This window comes from Pontibacter qinzhouensis, assembly GCF_008017455.1.
Taxonomy (GTDB): Bacteria; Bacteroidota; Bacteroidia; order Cytophagales; family Hymenobacteraceae; genus Pontibacter; species Pontibacter qinzhouensis.
The window spans coordinates 65,469-84,324 of the sequence record NZ_VRTY01000014.1; the positions used below are offsets into that span (position 1 = coordinate 65,469).

16 protein-coding genes are annotated in these 18,856 nt (G+C 46.7%); 14 read left to right on the forward strand and 2 right to left on the reverse strand.

Translation table 11 applies throughout. The features are described from left to right. Nucleotides 1-597 precede the first annotated feature (597 nt). Nucleotides 598-1,701, reverse strand: coding sequence for a PepSY-associated TM helix domain-containing protein (locus FVR03_RS05595; protein ID WP_165820692.1), 1,104 nt, complete (start codon nucleotides 1,699-1,701; stop codon nucleotides 598-600). Nucleotides 1,702-1,928: 227 nt separating this feature from the next. Between FVR03_RS05595 and FVR03_RS05600 the strand changes: the two genes are divergently transcribed. The 8 genes from FVR03_RS05600 (at nucleotide 1,929) to FVR03_RS05635 (ending at nucleotide 12,807) form a co-directional block, all read left to right on the forward strand. Next, entirely contained in the window at nucleotides 1,929-4,289 is a 2,361-nt protein-coding gene (locus FVR03_RS05600) for a TonB-dependent receptor (protein WP_116544979.1), read from the forward strand. Between the two features lie 144 nt (nucleotides 4,290-4,433). Next, nucleotides 4,434-4,751 (forward strand): DUF6686 family protein, encoded by a 318-nt coding sequence (locus FVR03_RS05605; protein ID WP_116544980.1) that lies wholly within the window; start codon nucleotides 4,434-4,436, stop codon nucleotides 4,749-4,751. Nucleotides 4,752-5,105: 354 nt separating this feature from the next. Continuing rightward, nucleotides 5,106-5,918 (forward strand): DUF6088 family protein, encoded by an 813-nt coding sequence (locus tag FVR03_RS05610; RefSeq protein WP_147920762.1) that lies wholly within the window; start codon nucleotides 5,106-5,108, stop codon nucleotides 5,916-5,918. Next, complete coding sequence (locus FVR03_RS05615; RefSeq protein ID WP_116544982.1) at nucleotides 5,915-6,889, forward strand: nucleotidyl transferase AbiEii/AbiGii toxin family protein; 975 nt, start codon at nucleotides 5,915-5,917, stop codon at nucleotides 6,887-6,889. Before FVR03_RS05610 ends, FVR03_RS05615 begins: the two co-directional genes overlap by 4 nt. A gap of 939 nt (nucleotides 6,890-7,828) precedes the next feature. Further along, nucleotides 7,829-10,507 carry a cation-translocating P-type ATPase gene (locus FVR03_RS05620; RefSeq protein WP_116544983.1) on the forward strand — a complete coding sequence of 893 codons (2,679 nt, stop codon included), beginning with the start codon at nucleotides 7,829-7,831 and terminating at the stop codon, nucleotides 10,505-10,507. A gap of 527 nt (nucleotides 10,508-11,034) precedes the next feature. Then, nucleotides 11,035-11,277 (forward strand): hypothetical protein, encoded by a 243-nt coding sequence (locus tag FVR03_RS05625; RefSeq protein ID WP_116544984.1) that lies wholly within the window; start codon nucleotides 11,035-11,037, stop codon nucleotides 11,275-11,277. Nucleotides 11,278-11,509: 232 nt separating this feature from the next. Beyond that, entirely contained in the window at nucleotides 11,510-11,848 is a 339-nt protein-coding gene (locus FVR03_RS05630) for a transposase (protein WP_116544985.1), read from the forward strand. Continuing rightward, a complete protein-coding gene (locus FVR03_RS05635) occupies nucleotides 11,845-12,807 on the forward strand; it encodes an IS3 family transposase (protein ID WP_116544986.1) in 963 nt (320 codons plus the stop codon). The genes FVR03_RS05630 and FVR03_RS05635 overlap by 4 nt, the downstream gene beginning before the upstream one ends. A gap of 166 nt (nucleotides 12,808-12,973) precedes the next feature. Here the strand turns inward: FVR03_RS05635 and FVR03_RS05640 are convergent, their stop codons facing one another. Further along, a complete protein-coding gene (locus FVR03_RS05640; RefSeq protein ID WP_116544987.1) occupies nucleotides 12,974-14,326 on the reverse strand; it encodes an IS110 family RNA-guided transposase in 1,353 nt (450 codons plus the stop codon). A gap of 449 nt (nucleotides 14,327-14,775) precedes the next feature. Here FVR03_RS05640 and FVR03_RS05645 point away from each other — a divergent pair, with 449 nt between their 5' ends. From FVR03_RS05645 to FVR03_RS05670, 6 genes are all read left to right on the forward strand, one after another. Further along, entirely contained in the window at nucleotides 14,776-15,198 is a 423-nt protein-coding gene (locus tag FVR03_RS05645; protein ID WP_147920763.1) for a hypothetical protein, read from the forward strand. A gap of 872 nt (nucleotides 15,199-16,070) precedes the next feature. Further along, nucleotides 16,071-16,724 (forward strand): DUF2490 domain-containing protein, encoded by a 654-nt coding sequence (locus tag FVR03_RS05650; RefSeq protein WP_116545011.1) that lies wholly within the window; start codon nucleotides 16,071-16,073, stop codon nucleotides 16,722-16,724. A 60-nt stretch (nucleotides 16,725-16,784) separates the two neighbouring features. Next, a complete protein-coding gene (locus tag FVR03_RS05655; RefSeq protein WP_205943776.1) occupies nucleotides 16,785-17,531 on the forward strand; it encodes a carbonic anhydrase family protein in 747 nt (248 codons plus the stop codon). Between the two features lie 172 nt (nucleotides 17,532-17,703). After that, nucleotides 17,704-17,997, forward strand: a complete 294-nt coding sequence (locus FVR03_RS05660) for a hypothetical protein (RefSeq protein WP_116544989.1) — start codon at nucleotides 17,704-17,706, stop codon at nucleotides 17,995-17,997. A 10-nt stretch (nucleotides 17,998-18,007) separates the two neighbouring features. Next, nucleotides 18,008-18,256, forward strand: a complete 249-nt coding sequence (locus FVR03_RS05665) for a TFIIB-type zinc ribbon-containing protein (protein WP_116544990.1) — start codon at nucleotides 18,008-18,010, stop codon at nucleotides 18,254-18,256. Between the two features lie 210 nt (nucleotides 18,257-18,466). Beyond that, nucleotides 18,467-18,847, forward strand: coding sequence for a hypothetical protein (locus tag FVR03_RS05670; protein WP_147920764.1), 381 nt, complete (start codon nucleotides 18,467-18,469; stop codon nucleotides 18,845-18,847). Nucleotides 18,848-18,856 lie beyond the last annotated feature (9 nt).

The following is an 18,856-nucleotide window of genomic DNA, read 5'->3' on the forward strand; positions in this document are numbered from 1 at the left end:
GGGCTGCATCAAGAATGAGGCAACTTGCGGTGTGGCATATGCTGTGTAAAATATAAGAGAGCCTTTAACTAGCGTAAAAGGCATCTACAAGGCGATAAAGACTATGGAAAATAACTATATACGAATTGTCTTATAATTTACCTTATGTTAAGTAAGGAGTGCTTTATGCTTGTTGCCTACTATGGAAAGCTCCTCTTAGATCAGCCTGAACTGTGCCAGCTTGCCGCTCACAGGTTTCCTGGTGTGGTAGTATAAAGTAAAAAGAAGAAACCGAAGAAAGCTTCATCTATCAAAGATTACCACCGGAAAAGCCCTACATAAGCCCAAAGAAGACGGAGCTACATCTGTATAATTTTTAGCAGATTAAACTATTGTCTCTTTGTAAGCAGAATTCATAACCAAAGCACACAACTATTGAAAACCTATATGAAGACTTGACTGTCATTTTAGGGTTTTACCATTCATGTCAGGATTAAGAGCTGCTACAAACCAATAGCCTATAGATAATTTGAAGTTCTTCCTGATACTTCCCCTGGAAAGCTGCACCATACTAAAGAGCATCAACTGCAAGCATCTCGCAAGCCATGAGCTGCACCTTTACACGGCCCCTCCGGTATGCGAGTAGCGTACAGGCACTTTGCGTTTTTGCATCAACTTATCTGTTTTGTTGTTCTTTAGTCTCCATATGAAAAAGCCTGATACGGCCAGCAGACCAGGCATCATACCGAAGAAACAGTAAATAAGCTTTACTGCAGGGCCGGCATAGTCGCCGAAGTGCAGCGGCTTGAACACCAGCAGCATGCGTTCGTTCCAGGGCTTGTCTCGGGCAAGATTTACGGCCTTCACCCCGCCGGAACTTAGGTCCACCTGTATGTAACTAGAGGTAGACCCGTAGTATGCGGGATCTGATTTGTGTCTTCCGAGGATGGAGAACGCCCCGCCTGCGAAGCGGAGGTAATTGATTTCAAATTCCGGATACTCCCCTCTTACTTGCTCAAGCACAGCGTCCACGGACATTATTCCTGATGGAGCATCCTCTGCGGCACCAGCACTGGCAGGGACAAGAGCGCTTTGTACAATGGTAAAAGCAATCCAGCTACCGGTAACACTTAGAAGTAGGTTAAATACCAAGCTCCACACCCCAATTACCCGGTGCAGACTGGAGAAAAAAGAGCGGCTGCTTTTAAAGGAAACGCGCTGCCGGAAAGAAAGTACCTTCCAAATGGACCTGCGGTAAAGGATAGAGCCGGTGATAGAGAGCAAGATCAGGGACAGTCCGCCCAGCAGCACTAGTATTTTTCCCGGTGTGCCGGAGAGCAGGTTGTAGTGAAGATCAAGTAGTACATGCACCAGGCGCTTGTCCGCACGCGCCACGGTTGCCAGTGCTTTCCCTGTTTGTGGGTGCACAAAAATCCATTTACGGATGCCATCTTTCCTGATCTCATACTTCAGTGCCTGGTTCGGGTCTTTAGGAAGCTCCGGCACCCGAATGTCACTGCCAGGGTAAGCCTGCAGGATCCGCTTTATGGAGTTGTCTATCCTAAGGCCGGCAGCAGGTGCCTCCAAAGTGGAGTGGCTGGCGAATTGTGCATGGTCAATCTCATGATGGAATACCAGCACCGATCCCGTGATACTTGAGATCAACAGGAAGATTCCTGCCAACAGCCCCAGCCAATGATGGATGGAGAAAGTCCTTTTCACCCGCTTCTTCAAAATCTTAGTTTGTATCCTGTTTCCTACAGGCAGCTTTCGCAAGGCTATCTTCCGAAAGCTGCCTGTCCTGCTATAATGATGCATTGCAAATCTATGCGGGAATCACCTAATGTCAAAGCTTATTTAAAATTAATCTAAATAAGCTCTTGCCTTTTTGTTTTTCAGCCTTACTTTTGTCCAACCAACGTATTTATAATTATTCTAAATAATAACTGATGAAAAAACTTTTACCACTGCTGGCCATGTGCATGTTGCTGTCGGCCAGTGCATTTTCCCAAACGGGCAGCATAAGGGGAACAGTACTTGATACAGAGAATCAGCCTGTGTCCTTCAGCAGCGTGTTCCTCAAAGGCACCAACACAGGCACTACCACCAATGAGAAAGGAGCCTTTAATCTGGAGCGGGTGAATGCCGGAGAACACAGACTTATAGTTTCAGCCATAGGTTTTGAGCAGAAAGTCATAGCAGTTACGGTAAATGCAGGAGAGACCCAAACGGTGCAGGTAAGCCTTTCGCCAAGCCAGCAGGGGTTGAACGAGGTGGTGATCTCCGCCAGCCGCACCCCAGAAACCATTGACCAAGTCCCCTCCTCCATTACCGTGCTTTCCCGAAAAGCCATTGAGGAAGACCTGATGGTAAGCACGAACATCATAGATATTCTCAGCAACAAAGTGCCAGGCCTTGCGCCAAGCACAGGCACCAGCAGCAACTGGGGCCAGACACTTCGTGGCCGTGCCATGCTGGTCATGATCGACGGGGTGCCGCAATCAACTCCCCTTCGTAACGGCGCCGTGGATATGCGTGCACTGGATCCGGATGCCATTGAGCAGGTCGAGGTAATAAAAGGAGCCACCGCCATTTACGGAAACGGTGCAGCGGGTGGTCTTATCAACTACATCACCAGAACGCCGCGTCAGCAAAAGCCTCTTAGCGCCCGCACTTCGCTGGGCATGACAGGTTCACTGGTGGATGCTGACAACAGCATTGGCGCCAGGGTAAGCCAGATGTTCTACGGCAAGACAGGCAAGTTCGACTATGTGCTGAGCGGTGCCTATGAGCAGAGCGGTGAGTGGAAGGATGCCGAGGGGGATGTGCTTCCTCCGGACTATGGCCTGGGCGAGACCGATTCTTACAACGGCTTTGTAAAGCTTGGCTATGACTTTACCCCCTTTAACCGTGTGCAGCTGACCTACAACTACTACAGCAGTGAGCAGAAGACGAACTATGTGCCGCAGTACGGGAACTACCAGAACAGGCAAAAAAGCACAGCCGTGCTGGGCGAAACGCTTGGTGTGCCGCAGGGCGTGCGCTCCAACCACAACCTGCACCTGCGCTTCTCCGGGGAGCAAGCCTTCCTCAGCAGCCGCTACGAGGCAGACGCTTACTTCCAGTCAGTGGACAACGTGTTTTTCTGGTCTCCTAATTTTGAGTTCGGCGGGCAGTCCCTGGTCTCCTCTGTAAAAAAGGGGGCAAGAGGCTTGCTCACCACGCCTTACAAAATCAGTGCTTCTGTTGAGGGAGATGTGACCTATGGCCTTGATGTATTGAATGACATTACTTCTCAACCGCTGGTGGACGGCCGCATATGGGTGCCGGAGATGAACATGCTCAACGTCGCGCCTTTTGTGCAGCTGAAGACTGCCATTGCCGAAGACCTGATCTTTAAAGGCGGATTTAGAGCCGAGAAAGTAAATATTGAGGTAGAAGACTACACCACGCTCAGAACAGTAAACCCTACCACAGGAGAGATCGACAACCCGGGCTTTGCGGTAAAGGGCGGTGAGCTGGGCTACAATGCCTACCTTTTCAACGCCGGGTTGCGGTACAACAAATTTGAGTTGTTCACGCCGTACGCCAGCTTCTCCCAAGGCTTTTCTGTGGCCGATATTGGAGTGATGCTACGCTCGGCGAGAGTAGACGATATCAGCAAGATCAGCACCGAGGCCATCGTGATCAACAACTATGAGGCAGGCTTTGTGAGCAAGTTCCGCAAGCTGAGGTTTGAGGGAGTGGGCTTTGTCAGCACCTCCGAACTGGGGGCAAGCGGCCAGTACAAAGACGGTGTGTTCGTGGTCATGCGCACACCGGAGAAAATCTACGGAGTTGAGGCGACTGCCGACGTTTCTCTGCTGGATAACCTGAGTTTTGGTGCTACCTATTCTTTTGTAGAAGGAAAGATGGATGTGAATCAGAACGACAAGTTTAGTGATGCAGGGGATGTTTACCTGGGCGGTGAGCGCATCTCGGCTCCTAAATACACGGCCTACCTTCGTTATGCGCTGTTTGAAAACAAGCTTGGTTTCAACCTGCAGTACACGGGCATCGGCGCCAGAGACCGGTTTGAGCTGAATGAGAAGGGAACTTATAATTTCTATCAGGGGCCTGTGGAACCTTACCAACTGGTGAACCTGTCTGCCAGCTACAAAATGAGCAAGAACACTACGTTCAATATAGGCGTGGAGAACCTGTTTAACGAAGATTACTTCCCTGCGCGCTCGCAGTGGTTCACTTCCCCGACCCTGTACACAAAAGGCAAGGGGGCAGCCTTCAACGTATCAATGGTGGTAGAGCTGTAGAGCAGGTACTAAGACAAACAGGCAGCAGCGCCCCAAGTACTGGGCGCTGCTTATACTGGCAAGCCTGAAGAGGCAATGCAATGCTGCCCGTGCCCCTCATGACCACAGTGGATTAGAATGCACCAATAAAAGTAACTAAGCTTTATGTGTGATACCCGGACGCTCAGTAGCAAAAACAACACCTACATCAGCCATTGCGTAGGCTGCAGGTCCGTCAGCCTTTGGCATAACAACCTTATTGTAAGCTTCACTCCTGAACAGTTTTTCGCCTTCAGCAACCTCATCCGCAGGTACAGCTTTGCTGATGGTGCCATGCCATTTCCGGATGAGCTGGAGCGTATCATGATACGCCTACCCCATAAGGATTTCACGATGGCTTTTACCGAAGCGGAATGGGTGAATCTAGGTGAGGTTGTTGAGGAGGCACTGTACATGCGCCAGATTTACGAGATGCTGGAGTAGATGCAGCATTTGTTAGCAAAGCGGGTTTCTCTAATCATGCTTTTACACCATGCACGTTTGAATGGCTTCTGATCAAGTATATGCACCCCTCTAACTATGGAAATGTTATTCTGGCTATCGGCGTGCCAGCCATTTGCGTTAGCTGAAAAAGTAGCAGCAGTCCTTCTGAGCTTTGCCGAAGATTTCTGATGCCAATACAGGGAAGACCAACCGGCATAAAAGCCAGCCGGTTCTATTAGTAGATTGCCCCTTAATTTACCGAAATCGCCATTTCAAAAGAAAAACAGAATATTACTTCCTTCCTGAATACTCTAGAGCCGTTATCAGAGGAAGAACGGTTGTTTGAAATTTATTATGTCAAGTTTAATAACAAAAAAACTTGACATAATGGAGAGAGGAGGGCTACCTTTGCGGGAACAATATGGTGAAGAACAAACAGCTATGAGCATCATGCAGCAAGTCCGGGAAAGAATTGAACAGGCCCATCCCGGTCAGCTGTTGACTTATGCTGATTTTCAGGTAAATGATAGCCAACTGGAGGCCCTGGCAGCGGCGCTCAGCCGCCTGGCCAGGCAAGGGGTGATCAACCGACTGGCAAAAGGCCGCTACTACAAGCCGAAGGAAACTGTTTTCGGGAAAGTAAGACCATCCGAAAAAGAGATCATTAAGAGCCTGAGCACTTCCAAGGGCAAAGTCAAAGGGTACGAGAGCGGTTTGGGGCTATACAACCAGCTGGGTCTGACCACGCAGGTTCCCCGGGAGGTGACGCTGACGACCCGCAAGCAACGCCGGGTGGCGAACGTCGGGAAAACCAAAATCCGTTATGTTCAGAGCCCTACCAACTTCAAGGAGTCTGACATTGACAAGCTTCAAGTCCTGGACGCACTGCGCGGTTACAAGAAGATCCCGGACCGCAACAGCGAAAAGACGATCCTCATTCTGCTGGAGTATATCAGAAAATTAGCCGAAGGCGATATGGATCGGCTCATGGAGTTGGCGCTGGACTACAACCCCGCTACCCGTGCCCTACTGGGAGCCCTGTTGGAGCAGCTGGGCTATGCACAGGTGGCGGATAGGCTAAGGCAGTCGCTCAACCCGCTGACTAAATACAAACTGGGCATTAGCGAGAGCATTTTGCCCAACAGAAGAGACTGGAATATCATATGAACCTGCACCAAAACCCGGAGGTGTTTCGGGACGCTATTACGGCCACAGCAGAGGCCCTGCAGATCAGGGATGTGTATGTGGAGAAGGATTACTGGGTGACGCTGGTGCTCTATAGGCTGGCCCACTCCCCCTACGTGGAGCAGGCCATCTTCAAGGGCGGTACCTCCCTATCCAAAGCCTATAACCTGATCGAGCGCTTTTCAGAGGACATCGATCTGGCTATTAACGCGCTCGAAGGCATGACTAACAACCAGGTCATGCAGCTGATCCGCAAAATCTCAAAAGAGATCACAAAGGACATGGTTGAGGTAAATGATCCGCACCGAGCCAGCAAAGGCTCCCGCTTCCGCAAAACGCTGCATGAATACGGAGCCACTGTGCAGGGAGACTACGGTCAGGCAACCGACAAGATTCTGGTGGAAATCAATTCCTTTGCCAGCCCTAATCCACACCAGCTGATGCCAATCAAGACCTACATCAGCCAGTTTATGGCTCAGCGCGGCTTGCTGGACCTAATCAGGCAGTACGGCCTGGCTCCTTTCGAGGTGAACGTGGTCAGCCTGGAGCGCACCTTCACAGAGAAAGTACTCGCCTTGGTGCGGGCCTCTTATGCTGAGAACCCCATAGATGAGCTGGGTAGTAAAATCCGCCATGTCTACGACCTGCACGCCATGCTGAAAGCACCTGCAGTAGTCTCCTTTCTGCACAGCGAGGACTTCTTCCAAATGATCAAGGCCGTGCAGGCCGATGATGCCCGCAACAGCGAGTTCCAGGGGGACTGGGCTCTGCATCCGCTGGATGCCTGCCTGCTGTTTGCCGATGTGGGCAGAGCCTGGAAAACATTAAACTCTGCTTACCAGCAGGAATTCCGTTCCCTCGTGTATGGCACGCTGCCTGACCCAGAGGAGATAATTGCCGTCTTGGGAACGGTCGCTGCACGCCTCCAGGTATTTGGAGGCAGGAAGAGTTAAGTCAGATAGGTAGCATTGACTTAGTGTAATTAGTCCCACAAGCTGTGGGATTAACTGCTCCTCAAACTATAGAACTAAATAATAAGAAATCGCACAGGCCGTGCACAGCCACTTTTCCTGGTAATACTCCGCTATATCTCACCGGCTATTGGCTGGCTTCGAAGGTAAGGAAGTGGTTTCCCACCTGTATAAGCGTAGGTTTTCTTATCAGTCTGCTTCCCTTCTTTGTATCCTGAGATTTCCAATTCCATGGCGGCCGGCAGAGTCTTCACCGTCGAGAAACCATAGGTCTGGGTATGAAACTCCGTGACGCCCTCGCCTCATAGGAATAGTTCTCCTCTGTCAGGTGTTCCTGCTCCTACTCCTACTCTCTTGCCCTCCGCCCTGTTATAAATGCTTGTGATACGCTTTGGAAGTAAAGCTGCTCGACTGTATCACCAACTCATCTCATTAATCAAAATACCAGTTTGATTTGTGAGACGGCAATTCGGGACCCACTATACACAGATCTTGCATATTGCTTACAAGCATCGCTAAAACGGTCGTTTTACGGGACAACTGCTGTCAACTTATTTCTGTACAACTTAAAGCTTAATTGGTCTTCTCCTGAAATAGGTTGACAAAAGTTATTCCGCCAAACGGCAGCTTTCTGGGACGGATAATTGAGGTTTTACCGGCGGATAATTAGATAGCTTCTCCAGGGTAAATAGCACCTGACCCTCTCCGGAGCGGACCATAGACTACGTATATTGATATCTTTACTTTCAGTATTAAAATGGGGCTCTGAATAGCTGCAGGACTGATGCTGCAAGGAGCAGAGAGTACCTGAAAATATCTTCCAGTAGGTCATTGTAATTCCAATGCTCTGATGGTATATTTCACAAAAACACATCGGACCTATAGCAACAGTGCCTTAGTCGGCAACAACAAAAAAGCAAGATGAAAGATTGGTATAAAAAGTCTAAAGAGGAAGTTTTAGCAGAACTCGGAACCTCTCCTAAGGGTATTTCAGATACTGAGGCAGATGTGCGCCTGCAAGAGCACGGCCCAAACAAACTGGCTGAAAAGAGGCAGAAAAGTCCTTTTAAACTGCTGTTACAGCAATTTACCGAAACGATGGTGCTGATTCTGATAGCAGCAGCATTGCTCTCCCTGTTTCTTGGAAAGACTACAGAAGCGGTGGCCATTATGGCGATTGTGCTTCTTTTCGGTTTTCTCGGGTTTTTCCAGGAATATCGTGCAGAGCGCGCCATGGCCGCACTGAACCGGATGGTAGTTCCCAAAGTGAGGGTGAGGCGAAACGGGGCAGCCAAAGAAATATCGGCCAAGGAGCTTGTGCCAGGTGATATAGTAGAGCTGGAAGCGGGTAATGTCGTGCCTGCAGATCTTCGGGTGTTAAGTGCTTTCAATCTCAAAATTCAGGAGTCAGCCTTAACAGGAGAGTCCGAGCCAGTAGAAAAGGATGTTGATCCTATAAACCGGGAGGATGTGCCGATAGGTGACCGCAGGTGCATGGCTTTCAAGGGAACAGTGGTAACTTACGGAAGAGGGGTGGGCATTACTGTTTCAACCGGCATGGGAACTGAGCTGGGGAAAATTGCAAACTTAATTGATACCGTTGAAACAGGTAAGACACCGCTGCAGGAAAGGCTAGACAAGCTGGGTAAATTGCTGGCGCTGTTCGGTATTGTGGCCGCCGCCGCCATTTTTGGCATCGGCCTGTTACTGGGGGAATCCGCTGCGGACATGTTCCTGACAGCCGTAAGCGTGGCAGTGGCAGTGGTGCCCGAAGGGTTGCCTGCGGTGGTCACCATTACGCTGGCGCTGGGGGGGCAAAGAATGTTAAAACGGAATGCCCTGATCAGGAAGCTGCCTGCCGTAGAGACACTGGGTTCTGTTACCGTGATCTGCTCAGACAAGACAGGGACACTCACCCAAAATAAAATGACTGTAACGGCAGTAGACCTGCCTGGGCAGACAGTGGCGTTTCAGCCTGGAGCCACGGTAGAAGCAGAGGGGCCGTCAGCGGAAGCCCTTGACTTTGCGCTTGCCGTGTCGGTGCTGTGCAATGATGCTACCTTCAAAAAGGGTGCTGGCCCTGACTCGGAACAAATGGTAGGGGATCCGACAGAGACGGCTTTGCTTATTGCCGGGGGGAAGAGAGGCATTTACCAGGAAGACCTCCTGGAGAAGCTTCCAAGGGTGAACGAGCTTCCCTTTGACAGTGACAGGAAAAGGATGTCCACCGTTCATAAAGTGGATGCGGCTTCACCTGGCTATTTACAACCACTACAGAACACGTCTTTTGTGCTTTGCGCTAAAGGTGCCCCTGACATGCTTTTAACTGTTTCTGACTCTGTGTGGGTGGAGGGGAAGGAAGTGCCGCTTGATGCTGAATGGGAGGAGAAAATTTTAAAGGCAAACACCAGGATGGCCCAAAATGGGATCAGGGTGCTGGGGCTTGCCTTTAGAAGAGTGGATTCGGCAGAAGGTAAAGCGGATATGGAGAAAGGGCTTACCTTCATTGGTCTTGTGGGAATAATCGACCCGCCTCGGGAGGAAGTAAAGGCTGCGGTCGAAAAGTGCAGGCTGGCTGGCATAAGGCCTGTGATGATCACCGGAGACCATCCGCTAACAGCCGCAGCAATCGGCCGGGAGCTTCATTTCGGAGAAGGGTCAGAGGTCATAACAGGAGATCGGCTACAGAGAGCCGACGAAGATGAGCTCTTGGTATTAGCAGAAAACACCTCAGTGTATGCAAGGGTGTCTCCGGAAGATAAACTCAGGATAGTCAGCGCACTTCAGAGGCGGGGGGAAGTTGTGGCAATGACCGGTGACGGGGTGAATGACTCTCCTGCGCTGCGCAAGGCTGATATCGGCGTAGCGATGGGGATAACAGGGACAGATGTGGCCAAGGAAGCTGCAGACATGGTGCTGCTGGACGACAACTTCACGACCATCGTGGCTGCCGTGGAGGAGGGAAGGGTGATATTTGACAACCTGCTCCGGTTTATCAGGTTCTCCCTTGCCGGAAACATCGGTAAGGTGCTGATCATGTTGGTGGCTCCTTTCTTCGGCATGACAATAGCTCTGCAGCCGCTGCAATTACTGTGGCTGAATCTGCTGACTGACGGTTTGCTGGGGCTTGGCCTTGGGACAGAGCCGGCAGAGGAAGATATCATGAGAAGGCCTCCCAGAGATCCGGAGAAGGGTGCACTGGAAAAGAAAGACGCTTTTCAGTTAGTTTTAGTAGGGGCAACCATTGCCGCTACTTCGCTGGGCCTGGCCTTATACTACTATAACCCCGCTGATCCAGAAGACCACACCTGGCAGACAATGATTTTTGCCACTATCGGATTTGCACAGGTTTTCCAGGCGCTTGCCCTGCGCTCTTCAGCCCACTCAGCCTTTGCCGTAACTACCAATCCATTGATGATGGTGGTAGTTGTTGCCTCTGTATTACTGCAACTCGCTGTTATCTACCTGCCCTTTTTAGAAAGCTTTTTCAGACTTGTGCCTTTACCGTTAGAGGACCTGCTTATTTCAGTTGCGGCAGGCAGCGTAGTTTTTATTGTTATAAAGATTGAAAAGATGGTGTTAAGAGATAAGAAGCCTTGAGGCTACCGCTCTTCTACTTTGATGGTATAATCGCACTGATCAGAAATGAAGAGGCTTAATACTCGGCTTGCTCGTACCTAATGCATAAAGGAGAAGTATACTAAGATTCTTTTGAAGGGGTTATAGACTGCGACAGAACTTGCTGAAATTTGACATAGAAAAATCTGCTGCTGCAGCCACCACACCTGCTCCTGTTTTCCGATAAGTTGTGACGTAGTCTATATCTAAAAAACAATAAACACGTTAAACAGTATATCAAACTAAGAAGAGTCTCCGTCGAAACCCGATTGATGAGTGATAAGAAGGGAATAGAGATAGACTATTGCCCAAACTACCGTGGTGTATGCTTGACCGAGGAGAACTGGAGAAGAACACTGAGCGCTCGGCAGACCATTACTCCAAAAAGAGAAGTACGATTCTGACTATATAAGAATCTCTCACCAGCTGAAGGAACGTGTGTAGCCCCCGTGCATGAACTAAGGGATATTGCCTGTACTGATGCAGGCCTTCCCCGTACAATATTTTTAATGTATCTGCCAGAGTTTATCCCACTATCATTAGAAGGCAAGCTCGCCGCTATCCTGGAGCAGGGCATCTTCCTTATAATCCGCACCCAAGGAGAGCATTATGTGGCGCTCTACGACATGAGCAGTTTTTTCTGTGAGGTGTGGCACGACACTGCCACCGATAAGGTCCTGTTGGCAGTGGGCTTTGAAGGCACCAGGCGGCTGGAGCCGTACCTGCAGCTGATCGAGCTGCAGGAGCTCTAACTCTCCGGCTTTCTCCCTTTTTTCGGAGCTCCGCCTTGGTAATTAGATGCTGTCTACCTGTCTGATGTAGCGGTAGCAGGTGCCTGGGTCGAAAGAGGTGCAGCCTATTACTCACCAGAACTTCTGTGTTCAACGCTTTTTAAGACGGGCAATGTCTCTGCTTGTTCCAAAATACCCGGTATTCGATACAGCATGTCTCGTCCTGCTATAGGTTGACACAAAGTCGACAAAAATGAAGGAAAGAAAACTAAGAGAACGGATAGTAGCCGAGTACCTCCTGGGCGGGTTGAGTTATCGTACACTGGGAGAGAAACACGGCATAAATTTTTACCAGATCCGCCGTTGGGTTCTCAAACACGAAGGGCAGATGAAGAATCCACCAAAAGTTAAAAGTGTCAAGCCTTCTCCGGATTTGCAAAGAGATATCCCTCTTTCCAATGACGTGAAGGAACTCCAGGCCGAGCTTCGTAAGGCAAGGCTTCAGAATGAGGTGCTTTTAGAAGTGATCAAAATAGCCGAGGAGGAGCTCGGTATCCCAATTCGAAAAAAGGCTGGCACCAAGCAATCATGAGAGTAGAGCAAAGGAGGCCTTCCTACGCTGTGGGGATGCTTTGCTCATTGTTTGGTTACAGTAGACAGGCCTATTACCAGCAGATAAAAGCCCAGGAGCAGCAGGCCCTGCAAGAGGACCTGCTCTTGCAGGAAGTGTTGCGCATCCGTCAAACCCAAAAGCGGCTGGGCGCTCGCAAGCTGCTGGTGATGATGACCTACTTTATGAGCGAACACCGGATAGAAATGGGCCGGGACGCCTTTTTCGAACTGTTGCGTGAGCAGGGCCTGCTCATCAGGAAACGAAGGCGCTCCAGGCCCCAGACCACCTTCTCCAGTCATTGGCTCCGAAAGTACAGCAACCTGATTATAGGTTTTGTTCCAGTAGCACCTAATCAGCTGTGGGTGAGCGATATCACCTACATTCATTTGCAAAGCGGGTTTGCCTACCTGAGCTTGATTACCGATGCCTACAGCCATAAGATTGTGGGTTTTTACCTCTGTGAGGACCTCTCTGCCTATGGATGTAACTGTGCCCTGGAGATGGCTCTGAGGGGAAATCCTATCCATCAGGGGCTTTTCCATCATTCCGATCGGGGGCTGCAGTACTGCAGTTCCGGCTATGTAAAGCTCTTACAGGATCATGCTGTTGCTATCTCCATGACACAGAAAGGGGACCCGCTGGAGAACGCACTTGCTGAGCGAGTGAATGGCATCCTTAAAGAGGAACTGCTGGAGGTGGTTTACCCTACCTTCGCTGCCGCACAGCTAGCCATAGCTGAGGCCATCAGTATCTATAACTTTCAGCGGCCGCATTCAAGCGTAGACATGCTTACTCCTGTAGAGGCACACGCCAGAACCGGAGCATTGAAAAAACACTGGAAGAATTATTATGCTATCAAAAAAAGTAAAACAGGTGTTGATGGAACATCTCATGCAGGACAAACCGTGGGCGAAAAGACTATAAGTGTAAAGCTATAGCCGGACATGGAAGCAGAATCCGGATGAATAACTTTTTAGGCATCATTGCTCAAATAATATCCAGTGTAAAGGGCTTGCAGGACTAAGTATTATGTGTAAACTTGATGAAGTATTAATCTAAACAACCTGTCAACTTTTCTGTACAACTCTATTTTAAGTGGCTAAATCAGAGCGAACTTGAAAAAAGCTTTTCAAGTTCGCTCTGATTTAGTTGAAGTGCCTGGATGCGTTTTTCCACCTGCCTTAACCCATTCCGTCTGCTTTTCTCGTTACTTTCTCCTATCTCTTTTTTCTTATACGGCTCTGCCTTTGTTACCATATTCCAGATAATGACGGCTAGCTTCCTTGCTGTTGCCGTAATTGCAGCTATTCTCCCTTTCTTGAAGGCTATCCTTTTGAAAAACGGGGTGAGTTCATGGTCCTTTTGGTTGCCAATGGAATTGGCCGCCTGGCGAAGCGCTATTGCCAAACAGGACTTACCCGATGGTGTGTGACTGCTGATAATACGGCCGCCGCTTACCTTGTTATTTGGGACCAGACGCAGCCAACTGGCGAAGCTCTTGGCTGTTGGGAACCTGTGCAGATCTTTTCCCATCGTCGTCAGCAGGCAAAGAACAGTACCGTAGCTGATCCCGGAAATAGCAAGAAGGTCAGTTTTAAAGTATTGGTAGGCTATCTTGGGAACATTGAACTCAGGTGAATTCTTACTGCTCTTCTTTTTGCTTTGCTTCAAGGCTTTCTCTTCGAGTTCAGATATTATGGTCTGCGGCGCATGCTTCATCAGAGAACTCTCAATCATCTGGTCACACTCCCTGAGGGCTTCCTCGTAGAGCCTGTAGAAGTTCAGGCAAGACTTCAGCTCAAACAGCAGCTCTTCCCGCCAGGAGCCATGGAGCGCCTCGGCGATCTGCTGTTGGGTCTTTTTCATCCTCACATCCACCAGCGAGGCAAGGTGCTGCGGATCCCGGCTCCCCGCCAGGATCGCCTCTATTATCGCAAGTCCTGACTTGCCGGTAATGTCACGGATGGCCACGTCAAGCCTGATGTTCATCAGCCGGAGCGCCTTCTGCATTTTGTGCGTGTACCTGGAGATTTGCTCAACCAGGTGCTGCCTGTGGTAATAGTAGGTGCGCATCTCCTGGAGCGTGTCGCTCAGCAGAAAGCTACCCGACAATAGTCCCAGGGAATGCAGCTTCTGGATCCACATGCAGTCAAGCACGTCCGTTTTGCGCCCCTGCACATTCTTTGTCTGGCTTCCCCCGACAAGCAGCACTTCAAACCCGGCTTTCTGGAGTGCGTTGAAAAGGGTCTGCCAGTAGGTCCCGGTGCTTTCCATGGCTACTGATGTGACTCCTGAGTCACGCAAGTGCTCAATCAGCTCCTCATGGTCTTTGGTGCAAATCCCAAAGGAGCGGACATTCCCCCTGACTTGGTCTGTGGCAACGAAATGGCTGCGGGATCCCACGTCTATGCCAGCAGCGTGTGGGTTAACGATTTGAAGTGGTAGTGCTTTTCCCATGGCGTTTCTTTTTCATTTTGAAATAGCTTCAGGGAATGTATTCACTAGTATAAGATTTTTTCTGTACGGGATTCTTCGTAGAGATCACCAGTTAATTCACCAAATGCCCATGCATAGCAAAGGCCTATACATTCCAGCCCAGATTTCAGGAAGGACTTTCCAAGTACCATTAAGGTAAGGAGCTTATTACTGAAGCAAACTCAAGATAAGAAAATTCTATCTGCTGAGGAACTTCAGTTGTCATGCGTATTTAACAGTGCTCGCTCTATCCTTCGATTTCAGGGCAAGAAAGCCTTAGTTGTTAACTTAATTTGTTAGTTATTCCGTTTATCCTCCCAAACCAGGAGGATAAACGGAATAACTAATTTATATCATAATTAGGCGGTAGTTAAGTAAAAATGCAACCAGTTTATCAATCTCAGGGTCGTTATAATAAAAAGTGTATAACTATGAAAAACCATTTAAAGTTAGTGTTCCTCTTATCGCTACTGCTTTTAAGCTGTGAGAAAGACAAGTTGAGTGAGACCTTGGACTTTAAGGACTTTACAATCGAAGTACCATCTAACTGGGAAAGCTTTACAAGTCAAGGTTACGATTCAAAAACTGGAGGCATAACGAATGGAAAGGATGAATTAACTTATGATTACGGTTGGTATGCGTATGACTTTAAGAATGAAACTACTGCTACTCATACTCGAACTTCAACCACGATTGATGGAAGACCTGCTTTGATAGTGAAGCCTATTGAAAAAGGAAAAGGTGTTATTGGTGTATTTATTCAAGTTGACAGCCAAAACAAATTCAACCTTTCAGGTCTGGACATCAAAGATGAAGATACTGTTTTAAAAATTTTTGAATCAGTAAAGTTCTAAAAGAACAACAGAAAACAAGCGCCTAACACTGTACAAACTGTATGTTCGGCTGATGCCTCCACATAGCCTGTACCACCCATTGTATACAATGCCTTCATTACCGATCATTTAGTGTAGGTAGAATTATTTATATAAGTTATTTCTTAAACTATTAAAGTGTCAAGAAGTTGTACACCGTTTTAGTGTAATATTTAAAAAATTCTTATATTGATATAATAAAATTTAACCTTAAAAAGAAGTATATTATGGGAATCAAACCAGGACCAAAAAGAATTGCTGATTCAACTGGAAAACCAGACAGGCGTCAACGAGATAATAGGGAAACGCCCAAAAATACACCATCACTAAAGCCACATAAGCATAAGAAAGGGGATTAATTAATACACCCTCAAAAGTGAGAAATTATCCTTACTCCTATCGTTAAAGTCTGATAGAAATAATATGGTAAGATATTTTATCACTTGCAATAGGACATGTCACAATAGAGATTTAGTATAAAGGGACAGTAGTATCAAATATCGCTTTTAAATAAAAAAGGCTGCAGTTTAAACTGCAGCCTTTTTTATTTAAGGTCCTAGGTTTGGGACACGACAGCAACCTAAAAGCAATCAGCTTTCAACCCTGTAGCAAGCCATTGGCAACCAGGTTAAATCTATCATCTTAATTGATGCTCCTCTCATAGTAGTAGCTGAGATGCCTCAGCAAACTGTCGTTTTACGGGACAAACAACACAATGAGATTATGTTAATTATTAATTTACTATATGGTATATTCGTTAGCCCAGTTCCGGTTATCTGTCAAAAACGACAGATAACCGGAACAGTCTTCCGTTTATACATAAGTTATAGCCAATGGTAAGAACCCAACACGTAATGAAGAAAATTTTCCTGATTTTGACACTTTCCCCTTTTTCCTTGCTTGCGCAGCAAAGCGACATAGGAAACTGGTTTATCTACTTTGGTGACAAAAAGATAAACAATAGATTCAATTGGCACCACGAAGTGCAGTATCGAAACTTCAATTTTATCGGTGATACAGAACAGCTACTGCTCCGTACGGGCATAGGATACAATCTGACCGAAAATAACAACAATGTTCATTTAGGTTATGCTTTTATATACAGCGAACCATACACTGCAGGAACCGATGACAAGACCAATTTCAACGAACATCGTGTTTACCAGCAGTTTATTACAAGGCAAGTATTTGGCAGAGTTTCTGTTCAACACCGGTATCGTTTTGAGCAACGATTTTTTGAGGACGACTTTAGACTTCGTCTTCGCTACTTTCTAGCAGCAAATATTGCTCTCAACCACAAACAAATGGAAGATAAAACTGTCTATTTATCAATTTATAATGAAATTTTTATGAACACAGAGCAATCCTATTTTGACAGAAACCGACTCTATGGAGGAATTGGATATAGGTTCTCAAAATTTGCAAGAACCGAAATAGGAATTATGAATCAAACCACTAACAATGTTTCTCGAAATCAATTTAATCTGATTACCTTTCTGAATTTTTGAAAACAAGCGGAAAAGCCGAAAACCGTTCTACAAAGTAGGCAAAACAATAATAATAAACGAATGAAAAGTATTAAAATTCTAGCTGTAGCTATTGCTACTACGGTAATGGGGGCTTGTAATAATCAGCCCGAACAAAAAACAACAGAAATCCCCACAGAAGTGGAAGAGAAAGTGAAGCCACTTATCCAAGAAGTTTTAACAAAAGAACAGAGAGATGCTTTGTCCCCTGATGATGTGATAAAATCCTTCAAAGAAGGTAATGAACGCTTTGTAACCAATGAATTAACAGCAAGGGACCATTCTGCACAAGTGAGAAAAAGTGCAACAGGACAATTTCCTAAGGCGGTAGTGCTTTCTTGTCTTGATAGCCGAGTTCCCGTAGAAGATGTTTTTGACAGAGGTATTGGCGACATCTTCGTAGGTCGTGTAGCAGGTAATTTTGTGAATGAAGACTTGTTGGGAAGTATGGAATTTGGTTGTAAAGTAGCAGGTGCAAAAGTCATTTTGGTACTTGGCCACGAACACTGCGGAGCAATTAAATCAGCTATTGATGATGTGAAATTGGGCAACATTACTGCAATGCTTTCCAAAATCAGACCTGCTGTGGAGAAAGTGAAGTATGAAGGAGAACGAACCTCTGGAAACCCTGAGTTTGTTCATCAAGTTTGTGAAAGCAACGTAAAAAACACTATTGAACAGATACGAATAAATAGTCCAATCCTTAAAGAAATGGAGGATAACGGACAAATTAAAATTGTGGGAGGTGTTTACGATATGGATTCAGGAAAGGTGACATTCCTTGAATAGAAAAAATGGCTATAACGAATAAGGTTTCGTTCTGTCTGCAAGTTCGAGAATTAAACCTTATTTGTTTTGGCTAATCGTATGCGATACGACCAAAAAACAAAATCTTTGTCAAAATGTTGATGAAAGATTTGATTAACATCAAAACGATTTTAGCCTTTTTAACAATTGATTTATGAAGTATTTACCAAACAAACTTTTTGTAACTGTTGCAACAATGTTTTTCTTGACAGCCTGTGGTGACATAAGCAATAAAGTTGACAATAAACTTAACGAATTACAAAACAAGACGGAGTCTTTAGATTCTTTAATAAATAAAGAAGTTGACAAGGTTTTAACTCTTGACTCACTCATAAATATAGAAAGTGACAAGGTTAAAAAACTTGACACTTTAATAAATAAATCATCTTCTCAACTTGATTCAATCTCAAAGAGAGGAAGTAAGTTATTAGAAAAAATCACCAATTAATTTTAGTTATATGAAATGTCCAAATTGCAATGTGAATTTAGTAATGACAGACCGCAGTGGTATTGAAATTGACTACTGTCCAGATTGTCGTGGAGTCTGGCTTGATCGTGGAGAGCTTGACAAAATCATTGAACGCTCTTCACAAAATGGTAGGAATGCACAACAAGAAAATTATTCTGACAAACAAAGATATCCCACAGACAAGGAACATCAATACAAAAAGAAAAAGGGATTGTTTGGGGAATTGTTTGACTTTTAAAAAACTAAAAACTATTCTAAACTCAAGTCGACAACAGAAAATTGACAAGAACCACTGGCTATAACAGCGGTTTGGCGTAATGGCGGGTGCAGTGCTTCGTATGACAGTTTTGTGGTAGGTTCAAGTGCAGCGCTTCGATTAAACTTTTGTGATAAAAATCCGCCACTACGCCAAGCCGCAAAACGTTGTATGTTACTTATATCAAAAGATATGAACAGAATTCAAGGAGTTTTGAAACTACAACAGCTGCGATGTTCTATCTTTATTGCTTTGGTTGTTCTGCTTCCCAGCAAACTTCTTGCACAAAAAGAATTCTATACTCCAAAGTCGCTATTAATCCCTCTTCACGACCAAAAGAATCAGCTGCATCTTTCAATTGGCAGAGGTGGTGGCTATGACTTTAACCTGTCATATGCCTTTACGGACAAGCTGGCATTATTTTCTGCTGCAACCTTCGATAATGACACTAAGAAAAGAATCAGCATTATTGGCGACAGGTATGATGTTGATCGGCATGATTTTGTCATCAAAGGTGAATATTCCGGGCAAGCAGCGCCACCGTTCCGGGCCAAGCGGCGCCACTTAGGATGAGCGGATTTG

What these genes read in the sequence shown, in the direction of transcription:
- FVR03_RS05600 (WP_116544979.1), top strand. Translation starts at nt 1,929, where the DNA reads ATGAAAAAACTTTTACCACTGCTGGCCATGTGCATGTTGCTGTCGGCC.
- FVR03_RS05605 (WP_116544980.1), top strand. Translation starts at nt 4,434, where the DNA reads ATGTGTGATACCCGGACGCTCAGTAGCAAAAACAACACCTACATCAGC.
- FVR03_RS05610 (WP_147920762.1), top strand. Translation starts at nt 5,106, where the DNA reads ATGTCAAGTTTAATAACAAAAAAACTTGACATAATGGAGAGAGGAGGG.
- FVR03_RS05615 (WP_116544982.1), top strand. Translation starts at nt 5,915, where the DNA reads ATGAACCTGCACCAAAACCCGGAGGTGTTTCGGGACGCTATTACGGCC.
- FVR03_RS05620 (WP_116544983.1), top strand. Translation starts at nt 7,829, where the DNA reads ATGAAAGATTGGTATAAAAAGTCTAAAGAGGAAGTTTTAGCAGAACTC.
- FVR03_RS05625 (WP_116544984.1), top strand. Translation starts at nt 11,035, where the DNA reads ATGTATCTGCCAGAGTTTATCCCACTATCATTAGAAGGCAAGCTCGCC.
- FVR03_RS05630 (WP_116544985.1), top strand. Translation starts at nt 11,510, where the DNA reads ATGAAGGAAAGAAAACTAAGAGAACGGATAGTAGCCGAGTACCTCCTG.
- FVR03_RS05635 (WP_116544986.1), top strand. Translation starts at nt 11,845, where the DNA reads ATGAGAGTAGAGCAAAGGAGGCCTTCCTACGCTGTGGGGATGCTTTGC.
- FVR03_RS05640 (WP_116544987.1), bottom strand. Translation starts at nt 14,326, where the DNA reads ATGGGAAAAGCACTACCACTTCAAATCGTTAACCCACACGCTGCTGGC.
- FVR03_RS05645 (WP_147920763.1), top strand. Translation starts at nt 14,776, where the DNA reads ATGAAAAACCATTTAAAGTTAGTGTTCCTCTTATCGCTACTGCTTTTA.
- FVR03_RS05650 (WP_116545011.1), top strand. Translation starts at nt 16,071, where the DNA reads ATGAAGAAAATTTTCCTGATTTTGACACTTTCCCCTTTTTCCTTGCTT.
- FVR03_RS05655 (WP_205943776.1), top strand. Translation starts at nt 16,785, where the DNA reads ATGAAAAGTATTAAAATTCTAGCTGTAGCTATTGCTACTACGGTAATG.
- FVR03_RS05660 (WP_116544989.1), top strand. Translation starts at nt 17,704, where the DNA reads ATGAAGTATTTACCAAACAAACTTTTTGTAACTGTTGCAACAATGTTT.
- FVR03_RS05665 (WP_116544990.1), top strand. Translation starts at nt 18,008, where the DNA reads ATGAAATGTCCAAATTGCAATGTGAATTTAGTAATGACAGACCGCAGT.
- FVR03_RS05670 (WP_147920764.1), top strand. Translation starts at nt 18,467, where the DNA reads ATGAACAGAATTCAAGGAGTTTTGAAACTACAACAGCTGCGATGTTCT.